General features: G+C 29.7%; 27 protein-coding genes. 14 read left to right on the forward strand and 13 right to left on the reverse strand.

What is annotated here, in order from left to right:
- Positions 1 to 151 precede the first annotated feature (151 nt).
- The 4 genes from CW731_RS03290 to CW731_RS03305 all read left to right on the forward strand — a co-directional run bounded on the left by CW731_RS03290 (position 152) and on the right by CW731_RS03305 (position 3,984).
- The gene (locus CW731_RS03290; protein ID WP_100945387.1) at positions 152 to 1,696 is read left to right on the forward strand and encodes a bifunctional response regulator/alkaline phosphatase family protein; all 1,545 of its coding nucleotides are present in this window, start codon (positions 152 to 154) and stop codon (positions 1,694 to 1,696) included.
- Between the two features lie 162 nt (positions 1,697 to 1,858).
- Positions 1,859 to 2,266, forward strand: a complete 408-nt coding sequence (tsaE, locus tag CW731_RS03295; protein WP_100945388.1) for a tRNA (adenosine(37)-N6)-threonylcarbamoyltransferase complex ATPase subunit type 1 TsaE — start codon at positions 1,859 to 1,861, stop codon at positions 2,264 to 2,266.
- A gap of 7 nt (positions 2,267 to 2,273) precedes the next feature.
- Positions 2,274 to 3,470, forward strand: coding sequence for an alanine dehydrogenase (locus CW731_RS03300; RefSeq protein ID WP_100945389.1), 1,197 nt, complete (start codon positions 2,274 to 2,276; stop codon positions 3,468 to 3,470).
- Between the two features lie 145 nt (positions 3,471 to 3,615).
- Positions 3,616 to 3,984 carry a DUF4258 domain-containing protein gene (locus CW731_RS03305; protein WP_100945390.1) on the forward strand — a complete coding sequence of 123 codons (369 nt, stop codon included), beginning with the start codon at positions 3,616 to 3,618 and terminating at the stop codon, positions 3,982 to 3,984.
- A 101-nt stretch (positions 3,985 to 4,085) separates the two neighbouring features.
- Here the strand turns inward: CW731_RS03305 and CW731_RS03310 are convergent, their stop codons facing one another.
- Positions 4,086 to 4,763: an RNA methyltransferase gene (locus CW731_RS03310; RefSeq protein ID WP_100945391.1), complete on the reverse strand. Its 678-nt coding sequence runs from the start codon at positions 4,761 to 4,763 to the stop codon at positions 4,086 to 4,088.
- Positions 4,764 to 4,836: 73 nt separating this feature from the next.
- Here CW731_RS03310 and CW731_RS03315 point away from each other — a divergent pair, with 73 nt between their 5' ends.
- Positions 4,837 to 5,517, forward strand: a complete 681-nt coding sequence (locus tag CW731_RS03315; RefSeq protein ID WP_100945392.1) for an NAD-dependent deacylase — start codon at positions 4,837 to 4,839, stop codon at positions 5,515 to 5,517.
- A gap of 231 nt (positions 5,518 to 5,748) precedes the next feature.
- Here CW731_RS03315 and CW731_RS03320 read toward each other — a convergent pair whose 3' ends face one another.
- The 4 genes from CW731_RS03320 to rpsF form a co-directional block, all read right to left on the reverse strand.
- Positions 5,749 to 6,219: a DUF6495 family protein gene (locus CW731_RS03320; protein ID WP_100945393.1), complete on the reverse strand. Its 471-nt coding sequence runs from the start codon at positions 6,217 to 6,219 to the stop codon at positions 5,749 to 5,751.
- Between the two features lie 79 nt (positions 6,220 to 6,298).
- Complete coding sequence (gene rplI / locus CW731_RS03325; RefSeq protein ID WP_100945394.1) at positions 6,299 to 6,745, reverse strand: 50S ribosomal protein L9; 447 nt, start codon at positions 6,743 to 6,745, stop codon at positions 6,299 to 6,301.
- A gap of 14 nt (positions 6,746 to 6,759) precedes the next feature.
- On the reverse strand, positions 6,760 to 7,056 hold the full coding sequence (gene rpsR / locus CW731_RS03330) for a 30S ribosomal protein S18 (protein WP_100945395.1): 297 nt from the start codon (positions 7,054 to 7,056) through the stop codon (positions 6,760 to 6,762).
- Between the two features lie 3 nt (positions 7,057 to 7,059).
- The gene (rpsF, locus tag CW731_RS03335) at positions 7,060 to 7,401 is read right to left on the reverse strand and encodes a 30S ribosomal protein S6 (RefSeq protein ID WP_100945396.1); all 342 of its coding nucleotides are present in this window, start codon (positions 7,399 to 7,401) and stop codon (positions 7,060 to 7,062) included.
- Positions 7,402 to 7,528: 127 nt separating this feature from the next.
- Here rpsF and CW731_RS03340 point away from each other — a divergent pair, with 127 nt between their 5' ends.
- A complete protein-coding gene (locus tag CW731_RS03340; protein WP_100945397.1) occupies positions 7,529 to 8,422 on the forward strand; it encodes a sterol desaturase family protein in 894 nt (297 codons plus the stop codon).
- Between the two features lie 64 nt (positions 8,423 to 8,486).
- On the opposite strand, the gene CW731_RS03345 is transcribed toward CW731_RS03340, so the two are convergent.
- From CW731_RS03345 to CW731_RS03355, 3 genes are read right to left on the reverse strand one after another with little or no spacing between them, the layout of a single operon-like run.
- On the reverse strand, positions 8,487 to 9,593 hold the full coding sequence (locus CW731_RS03345; protein ID WP_100945398.1) for a hypothetical protein: 1,107 nt from the start codon (positions 9,591 to 9,593) through the stop codon (positions 8,487 to 8,489).
- A gap of 39 nt (positions 9,594 to 9,632) precedes the next feature.
- Complete coding sequence (locus CW731_RS03350) at positions 9,633 to 10,451, reverse strand: hypothetical protein (RefSeq protein WP_100945399.1); 819 nt, start codon at positions 10,449 to 10,451, stop codon at positions 9,633 to 9,635.
- Positions 10,438 to 10,998, reverse strand: coding sequence for an RNA polymerase sigma factor (locus CW731_RS03355; protein WP_100945400.1), 561 nt, complete (start codon positions 10,996 to 10,998; stop codon positions 10,438 to 10,440). Before CW731_RS03355 ends, CW731_RS03350 begins: the two co-directional genes overlap by 14 nt.
- Positions 10,999 to 11,149: 151 nt before the next feature.
- Here CW731_RS03355 and CW731_RS03360 point away from each other — a divergent pair, with 151 nt between their 5' ends.
- Positions 11,150 to 11,473, forward strand: coding sequence for a DUF6508 domain-containing protein (locus tag CW731_RS03360; RefSeq protein WP_100945401.1), 324 nt, complete (start codon positions 11,150 to 11,152; stop codon positions 11,471 to 11,473).
- A 101-nt stretch (positions 11,474 to 11,574) separates the two neighbouring features.
- Here CW731_RS03360 and mqo read toward each other — a convergent pair whose 3' ends face one another.
- The 3 genes from mqo to CW731_RS03375 all read right to left on the reverse strand — a co-directional run bounded on the left by mqo (position 11,575) and on the right by CW731_RS03375 (position 16,989).
- Positions 11,575 to 13,047: a malate dehydrogenase (quinone) gene (gene mqo / locus CW731_RS03365; protein WP_100945402.1), complete on the reverse strand. Its 1,473-nt coding sequence runs from the start codon at positions 13,045 to 13,047 to the stop codon at positions 11,575 to 11,577.
- Positions 13,048 to 13,124: 77 nt separating this feature from the next.
- Positions 13,125 to 15,566 (reverse strand): primosomal protein N', encoded by a 2,442-nt coding sequence (gene priA / locus CW731_RS03370; RefSeq protein ID WP_100945403.1) that lies wholly within the window; start codon positions 15,564 to 15,566, stop codon positions 13,125 to 13,127.
- A 223-nt stretch (positions 15,567 to 15,789) separates the two neighbouring features.
- Complete coding sequence (locus tag CW731_RS03375) at positions 15,790 to 16,989, reverse strand: class I SAM-dependent RNA methyltransferase (protein WP_100945404.1); 1,200 nt, start codon at positions 16,987 to 16,989, stop codon at positions 15,790 to 15,792.
- A 210-nt stretch (positions 16,990 to 17,199) separates the two neighbouring features.
- On the opposite strand from CW731_RS03375, the gene CW731_RS03380 reads away from it, so the two are divergent.
- Together CW731_RS03380 and CW731_RS03385 are read left to right on the forward strand one after the other, a co-directional pair.
- Entirely contained in the window at positions 17,200 to 17,925 is a 726-nt protein-coding gene (locus CW731_RS03380; protein ID WP_100945405.1) for a class I SAM-dependent methyltransferase, read from the forward strand.
- Positions 17,922 to 18,599, forward strand: coding sequence for a ZIP family metal transporter (locus CW731_RS03385; protein WP_100945406.1), 678 nt, complete (start codon positions 17,922 to 17,924; stop codon positions 18,597 to 18,599). The genes CW731_RS03380 and CW731_RS03385 overlap by 4 nt, the downstream gene beginning before the upstream one ends.
- Positions 18,600 to 18,877: 278 nt before the next feature.
- Here the strand turns inward: CW731_RS03385 and CW731_RS03390 are convergent, their stop codons facing one another.
- Positions 18,878 to 21,061, reverse strand: coding sequence for an ATP-dependent DNA helicase RecQ (locus tag CW731_RS03390; protein WP_100945407.1), 2,184 nt, complete (start codon positions 21,059 to 21,061; stop codon positions 18,878 to 18,880).
- Between the two features lie 139 nt (positions 21,062 to 21,200).
- Between CW731_RS03390 and CW731_RS03395 the strand changes: the two genes are divergently transcribed.
- From CW731_RS03395 to lptB, 4 genes are all read left to right on the forward strand, one after another.
- Positions 21,201 to 22,169: an SIS domain-containing protein gene (locus CW731_RS03395; protein WP_100945408.1), complete on the forward strand. Its 969-nt coding sequence runs from the start codon at positions 21,201 to 21,203 to the stop codon at positions 22,167 to 22,169.
- On the forward strand, positions 22,169 to 22,996 hold the full coding sequence (gene tatC / locus CW731_RS03400) for a twin-arginine translocase subunit TatC (RefSeq protein ID WP_100945409.1): 828 nt from the start codon (positions 22,169 to 22,171) through the stop codon (positions 22,994 to 22,996). The genes CW731_RS03395 and tatC overlap by 1 nt, the downstream gene beginning before the upstream one ends.
- Entirely contained in the window at positions 22,971 to 23,321 is a 351-nt protein-coding gene (locus tag CW731_RS03405) for a carboxymuconolactone decarboxylase family protein (RefSeq protein WP_100945410.1), read from the forward strand. Before tatC ends, CW731_RS03405 begins: the two co-directional genes overlap by 26 nt.
- Positions 23,322 to 23,418: 97 nt before the next feature.
- Positions 23,419 to 24,156 (forward strand): LPS export ABC transporter ATP-binding protein, encoded by a 738-nt coding sequence (gene lptB / locus CW731_RS03410; RefSeq protein WP_100945411.1) that lies wholly within the window; start codon positions 23,419 to 23,421, stop codon positions 24,154 to 24,156.
- Positions 24,157 to 24,243: 87 nt separating this feature from the next.
- Here lptB and CW731_RS03415 read toward each other — a convergent pair whose 3' ends face one another.
- Positions 24,244 to 24,963, reverse strand: coding sequence for a phosphatidylcholine/phosphatidylserine synthase (locus CW731_RS03415; protein WP_100945412.1), 720 nt, complete (start codon positions 24,961 to 24,963; stop codon positions 24,244 to 24,246).
- Between the two features lie 109 nt (positions 24,964 to 25,072).
- Here CW731_RS03415 and CW731_RS03420 point away from each other — a divergent pair, with 109 nt between their 5' ends.
- A complete protein-coding gene (locus CW731_RS03420) occupies positions 25,073 to 26,056 on the forward strand; it encodes a YheT family hydrolase (RefSeq protein WP_100945413.1) in 984 nt (327 codons plus the stop codon).
- Positions 26,057 to 26,065 lie beyond the last annotated feature (9 nt).

A 26,065-nucleotide genomic window follows, 5' to 3' on the forward strand; every position in this document is an offset into this window, starting at 1 on the left:
ACAATATTTATAAGCGTAAAATTATAAATTTAATTCAGAAATTTACAAGTAGTCCATTTAATTTGTAAAATTGGCAATATTTTATCATTTTAGCGGAGCAAAAAAAATAACAAAACCCTAATTTTAACGTTAAAGAAATAAAACAAAATATATGAGCATACAAATTCTATGGGTAGATGATGAAATTGAATTATTAAAACCGCACATTATATTTTTAGAGCGTAAAGATTATAAAGTTACTACTTGTACCAATGGCGCAGATGCAATTAATTTAGTAGATGAAAAAAACTTTGATATTGTTTTTTTAGACGAAAATATGCCGGGTTTAACTGGTTTAGAAACACTTTCAGAAATCAAACAAAAACAAGCCAATTTACCGGTAGTTATGATTACTAAAAGTGAAGAGGAATATATTATGGAAGAAGCAATTGGTTCTAAAATTGCAGATTATTTAATAAAACCCGTAAACCCGAATCAGATTTTATTGAGCTTAAAGAAGAATTTAGATCATTCTCGTTTGGTTTCAGAAAAAACCACTTCGAGTTATCAGCAAGAGTTTAGAAAAATTTCTATGGATTTAGCGATGGTAAATTCTTATGAAGAATGGATCGAGCTTTATAAAAAACTAGTGCATTGGGAATTAGAATTAGAAAATATTAGCGATCCTGGAATGTTAGGTATTCTTGAAAGTCAGAAACAAGAAGCAAACACGCAATTTTTTAAATTTATTAAAAAAAATTATGAAGATTTTTTAACAGCCCATGACAAACCTACTTTTTCTCATACATTGTTTAAAGATTATGTGGTACCAGAATTAAAAAAAAACCAACCTGTTTTATGGGTTGTGATTGATAATTTGCGGTACGATCAATATAGAATCTTAGAGCCATTAATTAATAATCATTATAAGAAGGATGAAGAATATTCTTATTTCTCTATCTTACCTACAGCAACTCAGTATGCTAGAAATGCTATTTTTTCTGGATTGATGCCTTCTGAAATGGAAAAAAGACATCCTGATTTATGGAAAAACGACACAGATGAAGGTGGAATGAACTTGTTTGAAAACGAGTTTTTATCAGCACAAATTAAACGTTTAAGTTTAAATATTAAATATGAATACTATAAAATTACTTCGCTAAAAAGCGGAAAAGAATTGGCAGACAATTATAATGGAACCAAACAAAACGATTTAACTGCTGTAGTTTATAATTTTGTAGATATGCTTTCACATTCGAAAACAGAAATGGAAGTAATTAAAGAATTGGCCGGAGATGATAAAGCATATAGAAGCTTAACTTTAAGTTGGTTTAAGAATTCTGCTTTGTTTGAAATTATTCAAAAAGCACAAGTTTTAGGTCAGAAATTAATTATCACTACAGATCACGGAACCATTAATTGTAAACACCCAACAAAAGTTATTGGTGATAAAAACATTAGTTCTAACTTACGTTACAAAACGGGTAAAAGCTTGTCTTACGAAGAAAAAGATGTGTATGCAGTAAGAAACCCAAAAGACATATTCTTACCAACAGTGGCTATGAATAGTCCGTTTATTTTTGCTAAAGAAGATTTGTTTTTTGCATACCCAAACAACTTTAATCATTTTGTAAAATACTTTAAAAACACGTATCAACATGGCGGTGTTTCTTTAGAAGAAATGATTATTCCTTGTGCGGTTTATAGTCCGAAGTAAAATAATAAGAAGCTATTTCCTGCTTTCACTACTCGCTTTTTTCGTACCTCAAAAGAACTCAAACATACCGTTCAATCAGGGCTAAACTTGCATGCTAACGACATTTAAAATAAAAAAATCTGACAAGTCTAAATAACTTGTCAGATTTGTTATTTTTGCAACATGAATACAAACTATTCTTTAGAAAACCTTTCTGAAATTGCAACTGTAATTATTACATCAGTAAAAAATAAAACATTATTGTTTTATGGAGAAATGGGCGTTGGTAAAACAACTTTAATCAAAGAAATATGTAAACAATTAGGTGTTTTAGATACTATCTCCTCTCCTACTTTTTCGTTGGTAAATGAATATGAAACTTCAAAAAAAGAAAAGATTTTTCACTTCGATTTTTATAGAATTACAGACGAAGAAGAAGCTTTAGACATGGGAATTGAAGAGTATCTGTATAATAACGATTGGTGCCTTATCGAATGGCCACAAAATGTCGAAAATTTACTACCTTTAGAGTCTGTTGAAATCCATTTATCTACTTTAGAAAACGGACAACGTAATATGCAATTAAAATAACCAAGTTATGAGTTCATTTTCTCCGTTTAGTAAAGAAGAGTTGCTTCCTCAAGAAGAAATGTTAGAGATAAAAAAACAGAAAGGAGAATTGTTTATAGGTCTACCAAAAGAAACTTATTTAAGTGAAAAACGTGTTTGTTTAACTCCAGATGCTGTTGGCGCTTTAACCGCAAATGGTCATCGTCTTGTTGTTGAAACAGGCGCTGGAGATGGCGCAAATTTCACAGACAAAGAATATTCTGAAGCTGGTGCAAAAATTTCTTATAACGTAGAAGAAGCTTTTAAATGTAATATTATTTTAAAAGTTGCGCCACCAACAGAAGATGAAATTGAATACATTAGTCCGCAAGCAATTTTAATTTCTTCATTGCAATTAAAAACACAAAACAAAAAATACTTTGAATGTCTAGCTAAAAAGAAAATTACAGCAATTGCGTTCGACTATATAAAAGATGAGCAAGAAACCTACCCAATTGTAAAATCTTTAAGTGAAATTGCTGGAACCGCCTCTATTTTAATTGCCGGCGAATTAATGAGTGGTGTTAATAAAGGTAACGGATTATTATTTGGTAATATTGGCGGAGTTCCACCAACAAGTGTTGTTATTTTTGGTGCAGGAACCGTTGGTGAATATGCCGCAAGAACTGCTATAGGTTTAGGTGCAAGAGTAAAAGTTTTTGATAATTCTATTAGTAAATTAAGAAAACTACAAGATTGTTTACACGCACCAATCTATACATCTACATTACAACCTAAATCTATTTTAAAAGCATTAATGCGATGTGATGTTGCTATTGGTGCAATTCGTGGTAAGAATAGATCTCCAATTTGTGCTACCGAAGAAATGATTGAAAAAATGAAAGAAGGCGCTATTATAGTAGACGTAAGTATAGATAGAGGTGGTTGTTTCGAAAGTTCGAATGTAACCACTCACAAATCGCCCACTTTTGTAAAACATGGTGTAATTCATTATTGTGTGCCTAATATTCCTGCACGTTACGCAAGAACAGCTTCGGTTTCTATTAGTAATATTTTTACACCGTATTTATTAAACATTGCAGAAGAAGGTGGTTTTGAAAATACGGCAAGATTTGATAAAAGTTTGCGCAACGGAATGTATTTCTATCACGGAATTTTAACCAACAAAACCGTTGCAGACTGGTTCGATTTGCCTTTTAGAGATATTAACTTATTGATTCTTTAAATTTAGCACAATTTTCATTAACAAATATTGAAAAATAAAATGGGTTTAGATCACTAAAATTCCTTTAGATTATTCTATAAATAACTTTCAATAATAGCTTTAGAAACAACTCAATTTCCATAAATTTGCATTTCAAAATTTGAACATGTTAGTAAAGAGAATTTTTTATTATTTAGTAGGATTATCACTAGGTTCCATTGCCGTTTATTTCTTCTGGCAAAAGAAAAATGCGACTTTTGATTATGGAATGGACTCAAGAACGCTAAAAACCATTCGAATTAAGAAACGATTATTTTCTGACGATGCAAAAACTGCAATGCAAAAATTTGAAATTGATACTTTAAAAATATCGACGATTTTAACGACGGGTGATGTAGATTTTGGAAAAGGAAGTCCTAGAGAAAAGCCTTGTGCTAAATATTATGTTACAGGAAAAAAAGAGCTAAAAAACGTTAGTTTATTAGTAAAGCGTTGTGATTCGACTGCTACAATTGAAAAAATTATTATTGAATAAAGTATAACTTCTTTACTAAAAAGAGTAACGAAACAATTTATATTTTAAACAGATATCACTTATTCCTAAACAAAGTTTCGGTTTTATTTAAAATTATAAGATCAATCAGTTTTTAAATTTTGATGATAATGCTCTTCAATTTTAGCTACATTTTTTATCGTTTTCTTTACCCAATCAAAATACAAGATCTCTTTTTCTTCTTCAGATAATTGCCACTCAATATCTGAATTTCTAAGCTTTGTAGTAACATCTTGCAAAATAATAGCTGCGGCAACAGAGATGTTTAAACTTTCTGTAAAACCAACCATAGGTATTTTAAGAAAGCCGTCTGCATTTTCTATCACAGTATCAGAAACACCCTCTGCTTCTACACCGAATACAAAAGCAGATTTTTTTGTAATATCAAAGTCTTGTAGCAAACAAGAATCGTTGTGAGGTGTAGTTGCTATAATTTGATATCCTTTTGCTTTTAATTCATCTAAACAAGGTTTCGAATTATCACCATCTTTTCGATATCTATATTGATTTAACCATTTCTGAGAGCCCTTAGCAACATGTCTAGAAACTTTATTATTATATTTATTTTCGATTGCATGTACATCTTGTACGCCAAAAATATCGCAAGTTCTAACCACAGCACTAGCATTGTGTGGTTGAAAAATATCTTCTAAAACTACTGTAAAATGGCGTGTTCTTTCTTCTAGTACTTTTTTAAATAGATTTTTTCTTTTATCAGTAAGAAAGCCTTCAAAATAATTTAATAAATTTTCATCAATCATAAATACAAATTTAAAATTATTATTTTTGTCTTCCTTGAAATATATTCACAAAAATACTCAAATCTTCAATTAAATGAAAAAACTAGTTGTTTTAACAGGAGCAGGAATTTCGGCAGAAAGTGGTATACAAACATTTAGAGATGCTAACGGTTTGTGGGAAGGTCACGATGTAATGGAAGTTGCTTCTCCCGAAGGTTATAAAGCAAATCCTACCTTAGTTTTAGGTTTTTATAACAAACGCAGAAAACAACTATTGGAAGTTTCTCCTAACAAAGCACACTTTAATTTATTAAAATTAGAAACTGATTTTGATGTTGAAATTATCACCCAGAATGTAGACGATTTGCACGAACGTGCAGGAAGCGCTAAAGTGACACATTTACACGGCGAACTTTTAAAGGTAAGAAGTTCTATTGACGAAAATGATATTTTAGAATGGAAAAAGGAGTTGGTTTTAGGGGATTTATGTAGAAGAAATAGTCAATTAAGACCACATATTGTTTGGTTTGGAGAAATGGTGCCAATGTTAGAACAAGCCGTTGAAATTACTCAAAAAGCAGACATTCTAGTAATTATTGGGACTTCTATGCAAGTATATCCGGCAGCAAGTTTAATTGATTATGTAAAACCAAATACACCCATTTATTTTATTGATCCAAAACCATCTGTTTCAGAAAATAATTACAACAACTTAACAATTATTGAAGATGTAGCCAGTTCTGGCACTAATAAATTGATTCGTTTATTGAGTTAACTTTTTAATCCATCAATTATTTCTCTCAAAATGTCATTTTGAATTGAGATAAAAAAAATACAATTAAGAGCTTTTTACTCATTCTTTGGTTGAGTGCCTTTTTTAAAATTTATTTTTTTTTTGTATTTTGAATGTCATTAGCAAACAACTCTAGCCCTGATTGAAGTGGTATCCTTTTTTATTTTTCTTAAAAAAGATATAACGGAAAGCAGGAAATAGCTTCTAAAAAAATTAAGAAACTAACTGATTAAAATACTCGAAAATTTCTCCTTTAGAAATTGAACTTCCTTTTTCTATCAAATCAAAAATTTCTACATTTCTTTCATCTTTATTATAAGGTTTTGTTCCTTTAAAAATTTCAACAGAATTATCCATAGGATTTTGCATTAACCATTCAAATCCTTCTTGTTCTAATAGATTAATATCCCAAGTTATTTTTATTGCAATTCTATGAATTTCTTCTGCATCGCATTTAAATAAATTTACAGATGTTTTAGAAAAGTGTTCTACGTAAGCGGTTTTTGTTAAAACATCATCCCAAACAACATCAGAAAAAACATTCATTTCATCTTCTGCAACATTGGGTGTTTCTTTTTTAATTTGATTCCATTCTTTAGCATCGATACTTTGGGTTGCTAAAAATCGCGCAAAGTCTTCGTGTAAACTTTCAAATTGTTCTTTGGTAAGTTGTCTGTATTTCATTTTTATAAATTCAAAGTCAAAAATAAAAAAAAAGCTCGTTATTTCTAACGAGCTTTTTGTAAAGTATTAAAGTAAATTACTATTCAGCAACAACTTCAAAAGTAATATCAGCAACTACAGCTCTGTGTAACCTTACAGCAGCTTCGTATTTACCTAATCTTTTAACAGAACCACCAACAACTTTAATAAATTTCTTATCTAAATCTGTTCCTGCTTTTGCTAATGCTGCAGCTAAATCGATGTTGTTTACAGAACCAAATAATTTGTCTCCTGAACCAACTTTAGATGCAATTTTAATTTCATATCCTTTAACTGTTTCTGCTATTTTACTAGCATCTTCAATTAATTTAGCTTCTTTATAAGCTCTTTGTTTTAAATTCTCTGCTAAAACTTTCCTTGCAGATGAAGTAGCCAAAGATGCTTTTCCTGTAGGGATTAAAAAGTTTCTACCATAACCGTTTTTTACGTCTACGATGTCATCTTTAAATCCTAAATTTTCTACGTCTTGTCTTAATATAAGTTCCATGTTCTACGTCTTTATTATTTTAACAAATCTCCAACGTAAGGCATTAATGCCAAATGACGACATCTTTTAATTGCTTGCGCAACTTTACGTTGATATTTTAATGAAGTTCCTGTTAAACGTCTTGGTAAAATTTTACCTTGTTCGTTTACTAAATACATTAAGAAGTCTGCATCTTTATAATCGATATACTTGATACCTTTCTTCTTAAATCTACAGTATTTTGCTTCTTTCTTTGTGTCTATATCTAATGGCGTTAAATATCTAACGTCAGCAGATTTACCACCTTTTGCTTGTTGTTCTATTGATGCCATTTCTTATTTTTTAGTAGATTTAACACGTTCAGTTCTAACTTTTGCCCAAGCAGCAGCATGTTTGTCTAATCTAACAGAAAGGTAACGCATAACGCTATCATCTCTTCTAAACTCTAACTCAAATGCAGAAATTTCTTCTCCAGCAACTTTGTACTCAAATAAGTGATAAAAACCACTTTTCTTTTTTTGAATTGGATACGCTAATTTTTTTAAGCCCCAATCTTCTTTAGAAATCATTTCGGCACCTCTAGAAACCAAATAGTCATTAAACTTTTGTACTGTCTCCTTTATCTGAGTATCAGATAAAACGGGATTCAAAATGAAAACAGTTTCGTAATGATTCATAAATTAAATATTTATTGTTTATTTTTAAGGCTGCAAATATAATAACTTTTTTAGATTTAAAAGCACATTTTTTAGATTATAAATTTAAAACTATTATTATGGATTTCAACCAATTAAAAATACTCTTATGCAAATACCAGAAATACCGAATTTAATTCATTACGCTATTCCCTTTTTTATAATAACAGTTCTTATTGAAGTTATTTTAACAGTAAAAGTAAAGTTAGAAGATTATGAATTTAAAGACGCAGGAACTTCTATTTTAATGGGGTTAGGCAACGTGGCTATTGGTTTACTTACCAAAGGAGTCGTTTTAGGTTTATTTTTCTTCATTTATAACTTTTATCATTTATTTGAAATTCCATTTTCTTGGTGGGCTTGGGTTATTCTTTTATTTGCAGAAGATCTTGCCTACTATTGGAACCATAGAATTGCACATGAAAGTAGATTTTTTTGGGCAAGCCATGTTGTGCATCATTCTTCTAAAAAATATAATTTAAGTACAGCTTTAAGACAAACTTGGACAGGTAGTTTTTATACTTTTATTTTCTGGATTCCACTAATTTTAATAGGTTTCCACCCTATTATGGTGTTCGTACAAATGTCTATTAGTTTGTTATATCAATATTGGATTCACACAGAACTTATTACCAAAATGCCAAAATGGTTTGAAGCGATCTTTAATACGCCAAGTCATCATAGAGTACATCATGCCACCAACCCACAATATTTAGATAGAAATCATGCAGGAATTTTTATTATTTGGGATAAATTATTTGGTACTTTCGAACCAGAAGCAGAAAGACCTATTTATGGTTTGGTAAAAAACATTGAAACTTACAATCCTGTAAAAGTTGCTTTTATAGAATGGCATGCAATGTTTACTGATTTTTCTACTTCAAAAATTTCTTTAAAAAATAGATTTAAATATCTAATAAAACCTCCAGGTTGGAAACATGACGGAACAAGTATTTTATCATCACACTTAAGAAAAGAGTGGAAAGACAAAACTAGTTTATAGAAATGCAAAATCGATTGGAATTAAGAATTTTAGTTCCAATCGACTTTATATAAAATAGGTGCTTTTAATTTAAATCTAAACGAATACCCATTGAAATATTTCTAATTTCAGTATCTTTAAAAAGAGGATTCAAATCATACTTTATGTATAAACTTGTAGACTGATAACCAACATAAGCACTTAAACCATAATTTATAGTATTCATATTAAAGTTATTAAATTGTACTTCTTTAACTTCTACTCTTCTAGTATCTTCATATTCTAAATATTGTCTTGTACCTAACTTAATACCTACAAACCCACCAACACCAACTCTTAAAGACCTGTTTGTTCTGTCGTAAATAAAACCATCTTTGTATTTTTTATTTTTAGAAAAATCCCATTCTAAATGTAAAGGTAAATTCATTTGCACATGACGCAACCTACTTTCTATTAGGTTATGAGTATATATTTCTAATTCTGTCTTGTCTCCATTTTTCACATGATGCTGATTGTCATCTAATCTTAGATTATTCCAAAGGAAAGACAATCCATATTTAAAATATAATTCAGAAGCTTCTCTTTTAACCCTAGTTTTCCAAGTAAAACCCAATTCATAAAAATGAGAAGCCCATACTTTGTATTCCGAATCACTTAAAGAACCTAACTTATGATCTTTTAAAACATTGTTTACTCCTAACGCAAAAACAAACTGGGTGGTAGTTCTTCTATTGCTTTTTCCATTTCGTCTCCATCTTTTTTCTTGCTTACTTTTATCAATAGTATCATTATTACTTACAGTAAAGCTAAAAGTTTTACTCCCTACTTTAAAGGTATTAACTTCATCATCATTAAGATTACTTTCTTTAGAACTTAAAATTTTACCATCTGTTTTTTCTTGCACTAAAACCTGTAACAAGTGTTCTTGTTCACTAACTTTAGTTTCTATTTGCTTTGCATGATAATTAGCAATTTCTTTCTTTAATAGCTCTGCTGTACTTTTTGTAATTTCTCCTTTTTTAAGTTTTCCATCAATAACAATCACTTCCATCTTCAAAGAATCTTTCTGAGTCTTTGTAATCATTTCTATCTTTTCAGAAATCTTAATCACTTCTTTTTCAAAAGTTCTTTTTTCTTGTGCTGTAACAGCTATAGTAACAAACAAGAGTAATAATATGGTAACTTTTTTCATGTTTTTATAATTTTGAATTGTTTTGTGTTTTAATTAGAATTAATCATTTCTACTAGCAATTGCTGTAGCAATATTAGATATTTTTTTCTTTAATGATTTTAAGAAATTATTTTGAAAAGCATCATCATTTATAGTTCGTTCTACTTCCGCTAAAATGGTTTCAGGATTCACTTTTAAGTTCGATTTTTTAAGTTCAATTTTAATCGTCTGCAAAAGAACCTCTCTACTCATTGTGTTTTTTATGTCTTTTTCTTTTATTTCTTTGGATGTATTTGTTACCGCGAATAACAAATCGTCTGCACTTACTTTAATTCTTGTTTTTTCCGTTCGCTTAGTTTTTGCTATGTCCTCGACTTTAGGAATATTATTTTTATCATTCTCTTCAACTTTTGAAATGATTGTTTTATTTTGAGTTTTAATAATTAGTTCATTTTTTAAGTTCTTAACAGCACTCGAACGGGTATTTTTGCTTTTATTTATAATGAAGTTCTTATTAATCTTCTTTTTATTTTCTTGCTGCTCTTCTACTTTTTCTGTTAATACAATTGCTTTTTCAACAGGTATTTCATTAAAATGTTTATCAATCTTGTTTAATATTGTTATTGTATCTATTACTCCTTCTACAATAATCTGTTTCGGACTCTCTATTTTTTTTTCATTAGAAAAAGTATAGATTCCTATTGAAACTAATGCCAAAATACTTGCTGCATAGCCTATATAAAAAAACCAACCTTTCTTTTTTTGCTTTGGTTGTTCGTCTAATTGTGCAGACAAACGTTCCCAGGCAGAAACCGATGGTTCTATAGATCTATTAGCTAACTTTTCTTTTATGCTGTTGTCTAACTTATTTGTTTTCATGAATTGTCTTATTCATTTTGTAATAATTTGCTTGCAATAATTTACGCGCCTTAAATAATTGCGATTTCGATGTACTCTCAGAAACGCCTAGTTTGGCTGCTATTTCTGAATGTTTAAATCCTTCTATGGCGAATAAATTAAACACCATTTTGTAACCTTCTGGTAATTTGTCAATCAATTTTTGAATATCTTCAACAGAAGTGTTTTCTAAACTTTCTGTAGCAGCATCATTAAAAACATAATCTTTGTCAGATAAATCTACCAAGTTCTTTTTACGGAGATAAGAAATACAAGTATTTACCATAATTCTACGAATCCAACCTTCGAAACTACCTTCGTCTTTAAACTTGTCTAAGTTGGTAAAAACCTTTAGAAAACCTTGCAACATTAAATCTTCTGCATGATGTAAGTCTTTTACATATTGTCTACAAACGCCCAACATTTTAGGTGAATGCTGCTCGAACAATTGTTGTTGTGCTTCCCTATTGTTGGCAATCGCTTTTTTAATTAACAATTTTTGTTTGTTATGTAATGGTATAATTTTCAAGCCTCTCTTTTCTGTTTTTACTGCCTTACAAATATATAGACTACAGAAGTTTTAAAAAGGTTGCTTGGAGGAAAAAAAGTTTTTGAACTTTTTTTTAGTTAATAATTTTAAGTGATTGGTTTTTAGTTTTATCTTTATTCGAAAAACAACTATGAAAATTAATCTTATTGAAGCTATAGAAAAAACTAAAATTGAGAATGGAGTTTTCCCTAATTTATATAGAGCTGATGATAAAATAAGAAATAATTTTATAACCTTATATAGAAAACATAATTGGCAAATTATTTTTGATTGGACTATATGGGATGAAGGAAAAATAATTTCTAGAAACAAAAATTTTAATTATTCTACTATTAATTTTGAAACTAAATGTAAATTATTAACTGCAATTGTTAGAAATGATAGGTTTTATGATGGAGCAATTATTGAAGCTTTAAATTCTGGGTTAATTCTTAAGATTCTAAAAACTATTTAAAAATTTAATCTTCTTTTAAAAGAACATATTTATATAAAGAAAATTAATAAAAAATATATTATAGATGAATACTAGAGTATTCCTTTCCTGTGGAAGGATAATTACAACCTCAAAGAAACCTTACTCTTCTCCAACTGCTCATCAAACAATTCTTTAGTTACATTTGTTTTATAAAAAGGTACCATTTCTTTTAAAAGTTGTTTTCCTTTAATAGAATTTGTTAACTCAGGAAATGCTTTTTCAATTACTTCTAACATAATAGAAGTTGCTGTGGAAGCTCCTGGAGATGCGCCTAATAAACACGTAATACTGCCATCTTTACTAGAAATTACTTCTGTACCAAATTGCAATATTCCGCCTTCAAATTCATCCTTTTTAATAATCTGAACTCTTTGACCTGCAACCATAATTTCCCAATCTTCTGCATTCGCATTCTTTACAAATTTGCGTAAAGAATTCATTCTGTCTTCTTTACTCATTAAAACTTGCTCAATGAGATATTTAGTTAAGGGTAAATTGTGCCAAAAAGCGCCAAACATAGCGGGAATATTATCAAATTGAATAGATTTAAACAAATCTAAATTAGACCCTTCTTTTAAAAATTTCGGACTAAAACCTGCAAAAGGTCCAAACATCAGTTGACGTTTTCCATCAATATAACGGGTGTCTAAATGTGGTGTAGACATTGGTGGATCTCCAAGTCCGGCTTTGCTATATACTTTTGCGTCATGTTGTTTTATAATATCTTCATTCGTACAAACCAGCCATTCTCCACTTACAGGAAAACCTCCATACCCCTCTTTTTCTTCAATTTCTACTTTCTGAAGTAGTAATAAACTTCCTCCTCCAGCACCAATAAAAACATGCTCCGCTTCTAATTGATATTCTTCTTTCGTTTTTAAATTTCTAACTTCTACTGTCCAATCTAAATCGGTATCCGGATCAATATCCAACACTTCCATATTGCAATGCACTGGCGTATCGAATTCATTTTCTAAGATTGAAAATAATTTTTCAGTTAAGCTACCGTAATTCATTTCTGTTCCTCTATCAATTCTAGAGGCTGCCATAATTTCGTCTTCCGTTCTATCATTTGCAATTAAAGGAAACCACGCTTTCATTTTGTTAATTTCTCTTGTAAACTTAATAGAATCGAACATAAAATGATCTTTCATTGCATGAAATCTATTTTCTAAATAAGTGGCATTTTCTTTTCCTAAAACCCAACTATGATGTTTTACGGTGGCAATAAATTCATTAGGATTTTTAAGTAAGCCTTTATTTACTAAATAAGACCAAAACTGTTTCGAAGTTTCATATTGTGTACAAATATCAATGGCTTTTTTTATTGAAATTTCCCCATCTTCTTCCGGACAATAATTCAGCTCACACAAAGCAGAATGGCCTGTTCCTGCATTGTTCCAAGCCGCAGAACTTTCTTGTGCAACTTTATCTAATCTTTCTAAAATTAGAATATTCATTTCTGGTTTTAATAACTTGGTAATAAGTGCTAAAGTTGCACTCATAATTCCACCACCAACACAGATTAAATCGTATTCTTTTTTGAAACTCATGTTTTTATTTATTTAAGTACTGATGAACTTTTGTCTGTTTTTCTTACAAACAAGCAAACTAAAAACTACCAACTTGTCTAATACGCATCAACATCAATAATAAACCTTATTGGTCTAAAATCTTTTACAGCTTCAAACGTATTTCTAATTTTTGTAATCTGACTTTTAGTGTTTGCTAAACTTTGTTTTGGCGGAATTTTAATTACAATATTCTTAATATATTGGTTTCTAACTCTAGAAACAGATGGCGCTGTTGGGCCTAAAACATTTTCTCCAAAAGAAGTCTGTAATGCCTTAAATAACCAATTTACACCGCTATCAACTTTGTTATAATCTTTGTGTTTTAACGTGATTTTTATCACTCTATAATACGGCGGATATTTATATTGCCAACGTTCTTGCATTTGCTCCTTATACATTTCCGCATAATTTGTAGTAGAAACTTGTTGCAATATTTGATGGTAAGGATTATAGGTTTGAATAGCTACACGCCCTTGTTTCTTACTTCTTCCTGCTCTACCAGAAACTTGTACCATCATATCATAACCACGTTCATGCGCTCTAAAATCGGGAAAATTGAGCATGGTATCGGCATTTAAAATTCCTACTAAAGAAACATTTTCGAAATCTAGACCTTTAGATAACATTTGCGTACCCACCAAAACATCTATTTCTTTGGCTTCGAAAGCACCAATTATTTTCTGATACCCGTATTTTCCACGCGTAGTATCTAAATCCATTCTACCGATTTTAAAATCGGGAAATAAAGTTGTTAATTCTAATTCTATTTGTTCTGTACCAAAACCTTTTGTATCTAGAGTATTACTGCCACAAGCACCACAACTATTTGGCATTGCACGCTGGTAATTACAATAATGACAACGCAGTTCATTCCTAAATTTATGATACGTTAAAGTAACGTCACAATTTGGGCATTCTGGTGAAACTCCGCAAGTTTTACACTCTACTACAGGAGAATAACCACGCCTATTTTGAAATAAAATAACTTGTTCTTTTAAATCTAAAGCTTCTTGAATTAATTTTAGCAATCTGTCAGAAAAATGGCCTTTCATTTCCTTTTTCTTCTGCTTTTCTTTAACGTCAATTAGTTCAATTTTTGGCAATAGTACGTTTCCATGACGCCTATTTAATGCCACGAATCCGTATTTGTTTTCTTGTGCATTAAAATACGTTTCTAAAGAAGGCGTTGCAGAACCTAATACTATTTTTGCTTTGTGAATTTTAGCTAAAACAATAGCACAATCTCTTGCATTGTATCTTGGTGAAGGTTCAAATTGTTTGTAAGAAGTTTCATGTTCTTCATCAACCACAATTAATCCTAAATTAGAAAAAGGTAAAAAAACAGCAGATCTTGCCCCTAAAACAATACGTGCTTTTGGCTTGTTTTCTAAAACATTGTTCCATACTTCTACCCTTTCATTAACCGAGTATTTTGAATGAAAAACAGCAATTTGTTCTCCAAAATAAAACTGCAAACGTGTAATTATTTGTGTGGTTAAAGCGATCTCTGGCAATAAAAATAAAACCTGTTTACCTTCGTCTAGAACTTCTTGAATCAGTTTTGTATACACTTCTGTTTTCCCAGAACTTGTAACTCCATGTAAAAGTGTAACGTCTTTTTCTTTAAACGTTTCTTTAATTTCAAAAAGTGCTTTTTCCTGAAATTCATTCAATTTTTTTAAGTCGTTAGTGTCACCTTTAAATTGAACTCGATCAATTTGAATATGATAAAATTCGAAAATTTCTTTGTCTACCAAAGATTTTAAAATAGTAGCAGAAACCTTTGCTTTTTCTTCTAAATCTTTAGCTTTTATTGGTTTTTTGGTAGATGATAATTGAAAGAAAGTTAAAACAGCATCTCGTTGTTTTTTTGCTCTTGATAATTCTTCTAATAATTTTCCTAAAGAATCATCTGAGCTATATTTTGATTGTAAACGAACATATTTTACCAATTTTGGTTTGTATTGTTCGTAAATTTCTTCTTTAATAGTAATTGCCTCTTTTTTAATAAGCGCATTTACAATGGGCATTACTTTTTTCTTGCCTAAAATTGCAATAACTTGATGAATTGTTAACTGAGATTGATGCTGTAAGGCTTCAAAAATTAAGAATTCGTCATCTGCTAAAATAGCATCGTCTAAAAAAGCATCATTTTTAAAAATGACCGTTTCGCTTTCCAATAAAAAAGCCGATGGTAAAGATGCTCTGTAAACATCACCTAAAGAACACATGTAATAATTAGCAATCCACTGCCAATGTTGCAATTGCCTTTCATTTACTAATGGTATTTCATCTAATATTTGGTGAATTTCTTTGGCTTCATATAATGTTGGTGCATTTGTATGAATGTTAAGGACCAAGCCTGTGTACATCTTAGATTTACCAAAAGAAACCGCTACTCGCATTCCTTTTTGTAAGAAATTTGCTTCTCCTTCTGTTACAGCATACGTAAACGTTCTCTGAATTGGGATTGGTAATATGACGTCTATAAAGTGCATTTTTTATTTAGAATTCGCTAATTAACTAATAATATAGGTTTTACTATTTATAGTAAAATCAAAACTAATAAAAATTAGAACTAAAAATAAGAAAGCAATTCCTTTTTTTAATTCTAATTTTTGCTGGTTAATATGTTTAGCCCTGATTGTAGCAATTGTTTGAGCTCTTTTTGAGGTACGAAAAAAAGCGAGTGCGTAAAGCAGGAAATAGCTTCTAAAAAAACTAATCTTCTAAATCGTTTTCTATTTCTGAAGTTGTTTCTTCTTTACGTTCTTTAAACTTACGAGTTCCTTCATACAAATCATATCTTACAAACTTACAGTCTAAATCGGCATTTTTTAATGCAATTCTTTTAGAGGTTCTTAAACCTACACTTTTTAAAGCGTCTGAATCTGACGTAATTAACCATGCCGTAGAACCTGGATAATTATTTTTTAGTGTATCGCCAATTTTCTTATAAAATTCTTCTGTATCGATATTTAAACGCTCGCCATAAGGCGGATTAAATAAAATAGTTGTGTTACCAAAAACTTCTTTTTTAGAGTTAAAAAAGTTAACATGATGCACGCCAATAAATTCGTCTAAATTTGCATTTTCTACATTGGCAATTGCTTTTTCAACTGCAGAAGGTGCTTTATCAAATCCCATTATTTTAAAATGAGAAGAACGAATTTTCTTTAATAAAGATTCTTGAATTGTAAAATACAAATCTTCATCATAATCTTTCCAGTGTTCAAAAGCAAAGAGTTTTCTATTGATGTTTGCCGGAATATTATTGGCAATCATTGCTGCTTCAATTAAAATGGTACCAGAACCACACATTGGATCTATAAAGTTTTCTTCACCAGTATAACCAGATAATAAGACCATACCTGCAGCCAAAACCTCATTAATTGGCGCAATGTTTGTAGCAGTTCTATACCCTCTTTTGTGCAAAGAGTCTCCTGAAGAATCGATAGAAACGGTTAATACATCTTTCTGAATATGAATATGGATTTTAACGTCTGGATATTTTAAATCTACATTTGGTCTTTTACTATATTTATGACGAAAATAATCTGCAACGGCATCCTTAGATTTTAAAGAAATGTAATGCGAGTTGGTTGTAAAATTCTTAGAGTTTACAACTGCACCAATTGCAAACGTGCCTTCTACTTCTAAATAATTTTCCCATTTTATTTTCTGAATAGAATCGTAAAGATCTTCTTCATCGTAAATTTTACAAACTTTTATAGGTTTTAAAATTCGAACAGCAGTTCTTAAAGCAATATTTGCTTTGTACATAAAACCTTTATCTCCTCTAAAAGAAACGCTTCTTACAGCTTCCTTTACATCTTGAGCTCCTAAGTTTTTTAGTTCTTCTGCTAGAACACCTTCTAAACCGAAAAGTGTTGTTGCCGTCATTTTAAAATCTTTTTCCATACGTATAAAATTGGTTGCAAAAATACGTTTTATTGTTTAAAATGATGAAGTTAGGACTAGGAAGTTTTCACTTAAAATAATACAATAAAATTGTACTTATTTATTTTTATGACTTTAAGAAATCTTCTGTTTTTTATAAAAAAAATAGTTTGTTATAATTTCATTTTACAGAACGTAAGATTTGGTTACTTTTACAGACTGAAAGCACTTATGAAAACAACAGATTGGTTTACAGATTGGTTTAACACAAAGTATTATCACATTCTTTATAAAGAAAGAAATGACTTTGAAGCTCAGTTATTTATGAAAAATATTACTGAGTTTCTTGGTTTAAAAAAAACTTCTCACATTTTAGATTTACCTTGTGGTAAAGGTCGTCATTCTGTGTTTTTGAATTCTTTGGGTTATAATGTTACAGGTGCAGATTTATCTAAAAATAGTATTAATGCAGCTAAAAAGTTTGAAAATGATACTCTAAAATTTGAAGTTCATGACATGCGTGCTACTTTCAACAATAAGTACAACGCTGTTTTTAACTTGTTTACAAGCTTTGGTTATTTTGAAGATGACAAGGAGGATATTTTAATTTTACAGAATATTAAAAACGGATTGACAAAAGATGGTTTTTTCGTGTTCGATTTTTTAAATGCGGTATTAGTAAAAGAAAACTTGGTTGAAGAAGAAGTTAAAGTTGTAGATAACATTACTTTTAATATAAAAAGAGAGATTACAAATGGTTTTATTTTAAAACATATTTCTTTTTTTGCTGATGATGAAGAACATTCTTACACGGAGCGTGTGAAATATTTAGATTTAGAAAAAATGACTTTATTTTTAGAGGAAGTTGGTTTTAAAATTGAACATACTTTTGGTGATTATCATTTAAATACCTTCAATCCTAAAAATTCTAATAGATTAATTATAGTTGCGAAATGAATTACATCTTACTAATTGCTTCTGTAATCTTAGGTGCATTACTAGTTTTTATTATAAAACCTAGTAATAAAATTGTGCGTTTACTATTGGCTTTTAGTGGCGCTTATCTTTTATCTGTAACTATTCTACACCTTTTACCAGAAGTATATACAGAGACTACAGATTCAAAAAGAGTGGGCATCTTTATTCTTATTGGTATTATTTTACAATCGGTTTTAGAATCTTTTTCTAAAGGTGCAGAACATGGTCATATTCACATTCATTCAGATGGTAAAAAGTTTCCTTCTTTACTTTTTGTGAGTTTGTGCTTGCATGCTTTTTCTGAAGGTTTGCCCATTCACCATGCAGGCGATAATTTGTTATGGGCAATTATTGTTCATAAAATTCCGATTGCTATTGTATTAACTACCTTTTTAATACAAACAAAATATTCTAAAAAAATAGTTTTTGGTTTTCTCTTTTTCTTCGGATTTATGAGTCCGTTAGGAGTTTTACTAGGAGATAAAATTGATTTTTTCACCAACTATTACACAGAAATTACGGCACTTATTATTGGTGTTTTCTTACATATTTCTACGATTATTCTTTTTGAAAGCTCAGAGAATCACACCTTTAACTTGCAGAAATTTATGGCTATTCTTTTAGGAGTTTTACTTACTGTTTTTACTTTGTAAGTTATATATTTCACTTTAAGCAACTGATTAGACTAATAGTTTTTAGATAAAATTATATCCATAAAAACAGGGTGAAACAATACAAGGTATTAGCAAATGGTGTTTAGCTAGATAATATTGAAAATTTATTTTGTAGTTTGTTATATTGTTTTTTCAAAAAAGAGTACACTTTTAAAGCTTATTTATAACAAATATTACATTTTTCTAATGGACTATTTTTCAAATAAAAAAATGTAATATTTATTTTTAGGAACAATTTTGTACCAAAATCATTATTTTTAATTTCCCACTTCATTTATAAATTTAATACGCATTAAACGCAACTCATCTTCATCATAATCTCCATCAAATTCATCTAAAGCTTCTTGTATATTATCTGTTTCAGCTTCCATAAAATATTCATGTATCTCTTCTTGCTGGTCTTCATCTAACAAGTCATCTAAAGCATAATCTATATTCAGTTTCGTACCAGAATAGATAATCGCTTCCATTTCTTTAATTAAATCATTCATTTCTTTCCCTTTAGACTTAGCAATATCTTCTAAAGGCAATTTTCTATCTGTATTCTGAATGATGTATAATTTTAAACCAGAATTAACTCCAGTACTTTTTACAATTAAATCATCTGGTCTTAAAATATCATTTTCAGCAACATACGTAGTAATTAGTGAAACAAAATCTTTACCAAACTTTCTTGCCTTACCCTCTCCAACTCCATGAACTTTAGACATTTCATCTAAGTTTATAGGATATTTTAAAGCCATATCATCTAAAGATGGATCTTGAAAAACAGCAAATGGAGGAACTCCTTGTTTTATAGCAACCTTTTTACGTAAATCTTTTAATAGTTTTACCAAAACTACATCAGAAACCCCACCAGCAGACCTAGCATTTGTTATAATTGCATTGTCATTTTCTTCTGAATACGAGTGGTCTTCTGTCATCATAAAAGAAGCTGGTTCAGCTATAAATCTTCTACCTTCATCTGTCAGTTTAACAACACCATATTGTTCTATTTCTTTTTTAATAAAATAAACAACCAAAATCTGACGAATTAACGCCATCCAATATGCGGCAGATTTATCTTTTCCAATTCCGAAAAATGGTTGTAAATGTGTTTTATGTGACGTTAATAAAGCATTTTCTTTACCAATTAAAGTATTTACAACTTCTTTAGATTTATATTTTTGAAGCGTTTTTTTAATTACAGTTAGTAATTTTACAACATCTTCTTTTGCTTCATGTTTTTTCTTCGGGTTTCTAGAATTATCATCCATATCTGCACCATCTCCATTTACTTCATCAAACTCTTCACCAAAATAATGCAACAAATATTTACGTCTGTTCATAGAGGTTTCTGCATAACCAACAACTTCCTGTAACAACGCATGCCCTATTTCTTGTTCTGCAATAGGCTTACTAGACATAAATTTTTCTAACTTCTCTATATCTTTATAAGCGTAAAAAGCCAAACAATAACCTTCTCCATCATCACGACCAGCTCTACCTGTTTCTTGATAATAACTTTCTAAACTTTTAGGAATATCATGATGAATTACAAAACGAACATCTGGTTTATCAATTCCCATACCAAATGCAATGGTTGCAACAACAATATCACAATCTTCCATTAAAAACATATCTTGATGTTTTACACGTGTTTTAGCATCTAAACCAGCATGATAAGGAACGGCATTTAATCCGTTTACTTGTAAAATCTGAGCAACTTCTTCTACCTTTTTTCTACTTAAGCAGTAAATAATTCCAGATTTTCCTATTCGTTGTTTTACAAAACGAATAATATCTTTTTCTACTTCTTTGGTTTTTGGTCTTATTTCATAAAATAAATTAGGCCTATTAAAAGAAGCTTTAAACCTATTTGCATCTGTAATACCTAACGTTTTTAAAATATCTTCTTGTACTTTTTCTGTAGCGGTTGCTGTTAAACAGATAACCGGTACATCATCAATGGCCTTAATAATGTGCTTTAAATTTCTGTATTCAGGTCTAAAATCGTGTCCCCATTCAGAAATACAATGCGCTTCGTCTATAGCAACAAAAGATATTTTTTGTGTTCTTAAAAAAAGCACATATTCTTCTTTTATTAAAGATTCTGGCGCAACATATAAGAGTTTTGTAATACCGTTTGTAATATCTTCTTTAACCTGAGCAATTTCAGTTTTATTAAGAGAAGAATTTAAAACGTGAGCGACACCGTTATGTTCTGAAATACCTCTTATGGCATCTACTTGATTTTTCATTAAAGCGATTAATGGCGAAACTACAATTGCTGTACCTTCTTGCATTAATGCAGGTAACTGATAACAAAGAGATTTACCACCTCCTGTTGGCATAATAACAAAGGTATTATTTCTGTCTACTATACTCTTAATAACTTGCTCTTGTAAGCCTTTAAATTTATTAAATCCAAAGAACTTTTTTAGAGGACCATGTAAATCCATCTTATCAAATATTCGTTTAACATTAAAAACAACGCACAAACCTTCTATAATATTGGTTGTAACTTTTTTTTGTAGTAAATTTGCTTGTTTCTTAATCTAAAGATATAACTTTTTTTTATTCTGATAAAATACCAAACTATTGAAAAACTCAAATCCTATATTACAAACAGCAAAAGAAACCATTTTATTGGAAAGCGGTGCTATTGCGAATTTAGCAAATTTATTAGATGAAAACTTCGAAAATGCAGTTAATTTTATTTTAAATTCTAACGGAAGAGTTATTGTAACCGGAATCGGGAAAAGTGCCAACATTGCAACAAAAATGGTTGCTACTTTTAATTCTACAGGAACGCCTGCAATTTTTATGCATGCAGCAGATGCTATTCATGGAGATTTAGGAAATGTGCAAGAAAATGATGTTGTTATTTGCCTATCTAAAAGTGGAAATACACCAGAAATTAAAGTGCTAGTTCCGTTAATTAGAAATTATGGAAATAAGATAATTGCAATTACCGGTAATGTAGATTCTTTTTTAGGAAAAAATTCAGATTTCCCTTTAAATACATTTGTAGAAAAAGAAGCATGCCCTAATAATTTGGCTCCAACATCCAGCACAACTGCCCAATTAGTTATGGGAGATGCTTTGGCTGTTTGTTTGCAAGATTTAAGAGGCTTCACTAGTAAAGATTTTGCTAAATATCATCCTGGAGGAGCGTTAGGAAAACGTTTGTATTTGAGAGTTTCAGACTTAATAAAGAACAATCAAACTCCTAAAGTTGACGTAAATGATTCTGTAGCAAAAGTAATTGTAGAAATTTCTGAAAAAAGATTAGGAGTTACGGCTGTTTTAGAAAATGAAAATTTAATTGGTATTATTACAGATGGTGATATTAGAAGGATGTTGAGCAAAACAACAGATATTAATCACGTTACCGCAAAAGACATTATGGGTAAAAACCCAAAAACAGTACAACAAGATGCAATGGCTATTGAAGCTTTAGAAAAATTAGAGAACAATAGTATTACTCAAATATTAGTAGTTGATGAACAAGAAAAATACGCTGGTGTAGTTCATTTACATGATTTAATTAAAGAAGGAATTTTCTAATGGCAGAAAAACAAAAAGAAATGTCCTTTTTAGGGCATTTAGAAGAATTAAGATGGCACTTAGTAAGAAGTGCAGCTGCAATATTTATTATTGGTATTTTATTATTTGTTTTTCAAAAAGAAGTCTATGAGCACTTTTTGTTAGCACATAGAAAGCCAGATTTTATCACATACCAATTCTTTTGTGATTTCTTCAATTTAATAGGAATGGACAGTACTTTTTGTAATGTAGAGTTTAACGATAATTTAATCAGTTTAAAACCTACACAGCAATTAATGAATGCTATTTGGTCTTCATTTATTTTAGGTATTATTTTATCATTTCCTTATTTATTGTGGGAACTTTGGCGTTTTATTTCGCCAGGATTAACAAGTAAAGAGGTGAAGAATTCTAAAGGCTTTATTTTTATTGCGTCTTTTTTATTTTTCTGTGGAATCGCTTTCAGCTTTTATGTAATCGCACCCATATCCATACATTTCTTATACAATTATCAAATTTCAGATTTAATACAGAACAACTTTACATTAGATTCTCATATTGGTCTGGTTACAAATATGTTATTAGGAGTTTCTATTCTTTTCGAATTGCCAGTATTAATCTATTTTCTAACAAAAATTGGTTTGGTAACTCCAGAATTTTTAAAAAAATACAGAAAACATGCGTTAGTAGTTGTCTTAATTTTAGCAGCAATTATTACGCCTCCAGATATTGCTAGTCAAGTTATTGTAGCAATACCAATACTTATTTTATATGAAATAAGTATTAAAGTCTCTAAAATGGTGATCAAAAAACAACAAAAAGATGCACAAAAAAGTCCAAGAGTTTAACGATTACCGTTCTAAAATGAACGAAAAAATCTTAGCTTCTGATAATAAAGTTATTAAAAGAATATTTAATTTAGATACAAATGCCTTTAAAGAAGGGCATTTGCCAGTAAAAACCAAAGAATTACTAGGGTTGGTAGCATCGGCAGTTTTAAGATGTGATGATTGTGTACAGTACCATTTAGAAGCAGCAAAAGAAAATGGCGTTACTACAGAAGAAATGATGGAAACCATGTCTATTGCAAACTTAATTGGAGGTACCATTGTAATTCCGCATTTAAGAAAAGCTGTAGAATATTGGGAAATGCTTGATGAAACTGAAGTGTAACTGATTAATTGTTTAAGAGATATTTAAGATTCTTAACAGCGTTATTTATTACTTTTACACAAATCAAAAAATTACCCCATTACACATTTTTAAAAATATGATTTTAAGAGCAGAAAACATTCAAAAGATCTACGGAAGTAGAAAAGTAGTACAAGGAATTTCTTTGGAAGTTCAGCAAGGTGAAATTATTGGTCTTTTAGGACCAAATGGCGCTGGAAAAACTACTTCTTTCTATATGATTGTTGGTATGATAAAACCAAATGCTGGCAAAATTTTTTTAAATGATGAAGAAATAACTCAAGATGCCATGTACAAACGTGCGCAAAAAGGAATTGGCTATTTGGCACAAGAAGCATCTATTTTTAGAAAATTATCTGTAGAAGACAACATTATGTCTGTTTTACAATTTACAGGACGTTCTAAAAAAGAACAAAAAATAAAATTAGAATCTTTAATAGAAGAATTTAATATAGGTCATGTTCGTAAAAATAGAGGAGATTTATTATCGGGAGGTGAAAGGCGTAGAACAGAAATTGCACGTTGTTTAGCTTCTGATCCTAATTTTATTTTGTTAGACGAACCTTTTGCAGGTGTAGATCCTATTGCTGTAGAAGATATACAAAGTATTGTAGCACATTTAAAAGATAGAAATATCGGTATTTTAATTACAGATCATGATGTGCAGGCAACTTTAGCAATTACAGATAAAACCTATTTAATGTACAACGGAAGTATCTTAAAAGAAGGAACTCCAGAAGAGTTAGCCGCAGATGAAATGGTACGTAAAGTGTATCTTGGTAAGGATTTTGAATTGAAAAAAAGGAAAATATTCTAATTACAAAATTTTCTTTAAATTCATAAAAAAAGCATCAATATTTAATTATTGATGCTTTTTTATTTAAATAAAATTATAAAAATCATGCTATTTTTGAGGACTAGAAATAACAGATAATATTACATAAAAAGCTATTATTAAAGGAATTGATAAAAACTGAAGTGTAATAATAATTAAAATTGAAATTAATAAAAACAGGTATTTCACTAAATTGTTCTTTATAGAATACTCCTTAAACTTCAAAGAAAATAACGGAATTTCAGCATTCATTAAATACGTTAAGAACAGTGTTATAATAATTAAAAAATAATTATTGCTAATTAAATTTTGAACAAAATGAATATCAGAATATTCTTGAATTAATGGCAAAGAAATAACAAACAAACTCATTGCTGGTGTTGGTAAACCTATAAAAGATTCTGATTGTCTTGTGTCTATATTAAATTTAGCAAGCCTATAACAAGCTCCTAATGTTAAAATTAGACCAAAAAAAGGTAAGAATGCCGACAAAGTAAAATTATCCGTAAAATTTTCAATCTCAAATTGTTTATCCGCAAATAAATTAAACATAATAATTCCTGGTACAACACCACTTGTAACCATATCTGCCAAAGAGTCTAATTGTTTTCCTAATTCACCAGAAACATTTAGTAAACGTGCAACAAACCCATCGAAAAAGTCAAATACAATACCTAAAACGACTAATAAACCTGCAGCTTCAAAATCACCTTGAACTGCAAATATTGTAGCAATTGTTCCGCATAAAAGATTACCAAGCGTTATTAAATTAGGAATGTGTTTTTTCATGTTTTGTTTTTCGTTTAGAATAGCTAAAATAACAAATCCTATATTGGTAATTTTCTAAAATTCTTTATTTTTTATGTATTTTTAAAAATTATCAATCAAAAAACGACTAATGCCAATTTTAGAATCTGACTTCTCTCCTACTTTACCTTTTAAAAACAGTCATTTTAACACCATGTATAGGCCTCTTTTTATGAAAGACGTTTGTAATTATCAGCGAAAAAGAATTACAACTTGGGATGCTGATTTTATTGATTTAGATTTTTCTCAAGTAGGTTCAAAAAATTTAGTTCTTTTAATTCATGGTTTAGAAGGTAGCTCAGAATCTAAATATATTGCATCGACATCCAATCATCTAAATAAAAAAGGTTTGGACACAGTCTGTTTTAATTTAAGAAGTTGTAGTGGCGAAGATAATTTATTGTTAGCAACTTACCATAGCGGAAAAACTGAAGATCTAGATTTTGTTGTAAATCATCTTTTAGAAAACTATAATTATGACACTGTTTCAATTGTAGGCTTTAGTTTAGGAGGTAATTTAACGTTGAAATATTTAGGTGAATATGAGCAAACATTATCAACCAAAATTAAAGGAGGAATTGCAATTTCTGTACCAATAGATATTGCCAGTGCAGAAGTAGAAATGGAAAAATTAAAGAACAAACTATACATAGAACTGTTTTTTAAAACAATGAAAAACAAAGTTTTAGAGAAAGCACATAAATTTCCTGAATACAATTTAGATAAAGATAAATTATTTAAGGCGACTAAATTTAAGCATCTAGAGCACTTATATACAGTTCCTATTTTCGGATTTAAAAGTCCAGAAGATTATTGGGAAAAAGCAAGTGCCAAACCTTACCTTTCTAAAATAGATAGACCCACTTTATTAATTAACGCAAAAGATGATACTTTTTTATCTGAAGAATGCTATCCTAGAAAAGAAGCCATACAATCGACTAATTTTCACTTAGAAATCCCCGATTATGGAGGTCATTGTGGTTTTATGAGCTCCTTTAAACCACAAGAAAATAAATGGTTAGAGCTAAGAATAGCTAGATTTATAGAAGAAAACATTCATATTGAACTTTCCTAAACAATAACT

It is taken from the genome of Polaribacter sp. ALD11 (genome assembly GCF_002831685.1).
Taxonomy (GTDB): Bacteria; Bacteroidota; Bacteroidia; order Flavobacteriales; family Flavobacteriaceae; genus Polaribacter.

Bases quoted from the DNA above. Each gene is read 5' to 3' on its own strand.
- tatC (WP_100945409.1), top strand. From the start codon at position 22,169: ATGGCAGAAAAACAAAAAGAAATGTCCTTTTTAGGGCATTTAGAAGAA.
- rpsR (WP_100945395.1), bottom strand. From the start codon at position 7,056: ATGGCATCAATAGAACAACAAGCAAAAGGTGGTAAATCTGCTGACGTT.
- CW731_RS03420 (WP_100945413.1), top strand. From the start codon at position 25,073: ATGCCAATTTTAGAATCTGACTTCTCTCCTACTTTACCTTTTAAAAAC.
- CW731_RS03290 (WP_100945387.1), top strand. From the start codon at position 152: ATGAGCATACAAATTCTATGGGTAGATGATGAAATTGAATTATTAAAA.
- rplI (WP_100945394.1), bottom strand. From the start codon at position 6,745: ATGGAACTTATATTAAGACAAGACGTAGAAAATTTAGGATTTAAAGAT.
- CW731_RS03345 (WP_100945398.1), bottom strand. From the start codon at position 9,593: ATGAAAAAAGTTACCATATTATTACTCTTGTTTGTTACTATAGCTGTT.
- priA (WP_100945403.1), bottom strand. From the start codon at position 15,566: ATGCACTTTATAGACGTCATATTACCAATCCCAATTCAGAGAACGTTT.
- CW731_RS03340 (WP_100945397.1), top strand. From the start codon at position 7,529: ATGCAAATACCAGAAATACCGAATTTAATTCATTACGCTATTCCCTTT.
- CW731_RS03380 (WP_100945405.1), top strand. From the start codon at position 17,200: ATGAAAACAACAGATTGGTTTACAGATTGGTTTAACACAAAGTATTAT.
- CW731_RS03385 (WP_100945406.1), top strand. From the start codon at position 17,922: ATGAATTACATCTTACTAATTGCTTCTGTAATCTTAGGTGCATTACTA.
- CW731_RS03310 (WP_100945391.1), bottom strand. From the start codon at position 4,763: ATGATTGATGAAAATTTATTAAATTATTTTGAAGGCTTTCTTACTGAT.
- CW731_RS03305 (WP_100945390.1), top strand. From the start codon at position 3,616: ATGTTAGTAAAGAGAATTTTTTATTATTTAGTAGGATTATCACTAGGT.
- rpsF (WP_100945396.1), bottom strand. From the start codon at position 7,401: ATGAATCATTACGAAACTGTTTTCATTTTGAATCCCGTTTTATCTGAT.
- CW731_RS03360 (WP_100945401.1), top strand. From the start codon at position 11,150: ATGAAAATTAATCTTATTGAAGCTATAGAAAAAACTAAAATTGAGAAT.
- CW731_RS03390 (WP_100945407.1), bottom strand. From the start codon at position 21,061: ATGGATTTACATGGTCCTCTAAAAAAGTTCTTTGGATTTAATAAATTT.
- CW731_RS03320 (WP_100945393.1), bottom strand. From the start codon at position 6,219: ATGAAATACAGACAACTTACCAAAGAACAATTTGAAAGTTTACACGAA.
- CW731_RS03300 (WP_100945389.1), top strand. From the start codon at position 2,274: ATGAGTTCATTTTCTCCGTTTAGTAAAGAAGAGTTGCTTCCTCAAGAA.
- CW731_RS03415 (WP_100945412.1), bottom strand. From the start codon at position 24,963: ATGAAAAAACACATTCCTAATTTAATAACGCTTGGTAATCTTTTATGC.
- CW731_RS03405 (WP_100945410.1), top strand. From the start codon at position 22,971: ATGCACAAAAAAGTCCAAGAGTTTAACGATTACCGTTCTAAAATGAAC.
- CW731_RS03315 (WP_100945392.1), top strand. From the start codon at position 4,837: ATGAAAAAACTAGTTGTTTTAACAGGAGCAGGAATTTCGGCAGAAAGT.
- CW731_RS03375 (WP_100945404.1), bottom strand. From the start codon at position 16,989: ATGGAAAAAGATTTTAAAATGACGGCAACAACACTTTTCGGTTTAGAA.
- lptB (WP_100945411.1), top strand. From the start codon at position 23,419: ATGATTTTAAGAGCAGAAAACATTCAAAAGATCTACGGAAGTAGAAAA.
- mqo (WP_100945402.1), bottom strand. From the start codon at position 13,047: ATGAGTTTCAAAAAAGAATACGATTTAATCTGTGTTGGTGGTGGAATT.
- CW731_RS03350 (WP_100945399.1), bottom strand. From the start codon at position 10,451: ATGAAAACAAATAAGTTAGACAACAGCATAAAAGAAAAGTTAGCTAAT.
- tsaE (WP_100945388.1), top strand. From the start codon at position 1,859: ATGAATACAAACTATTCTTTAGAAAACCTTTCTGAAATTGCAACTGTA.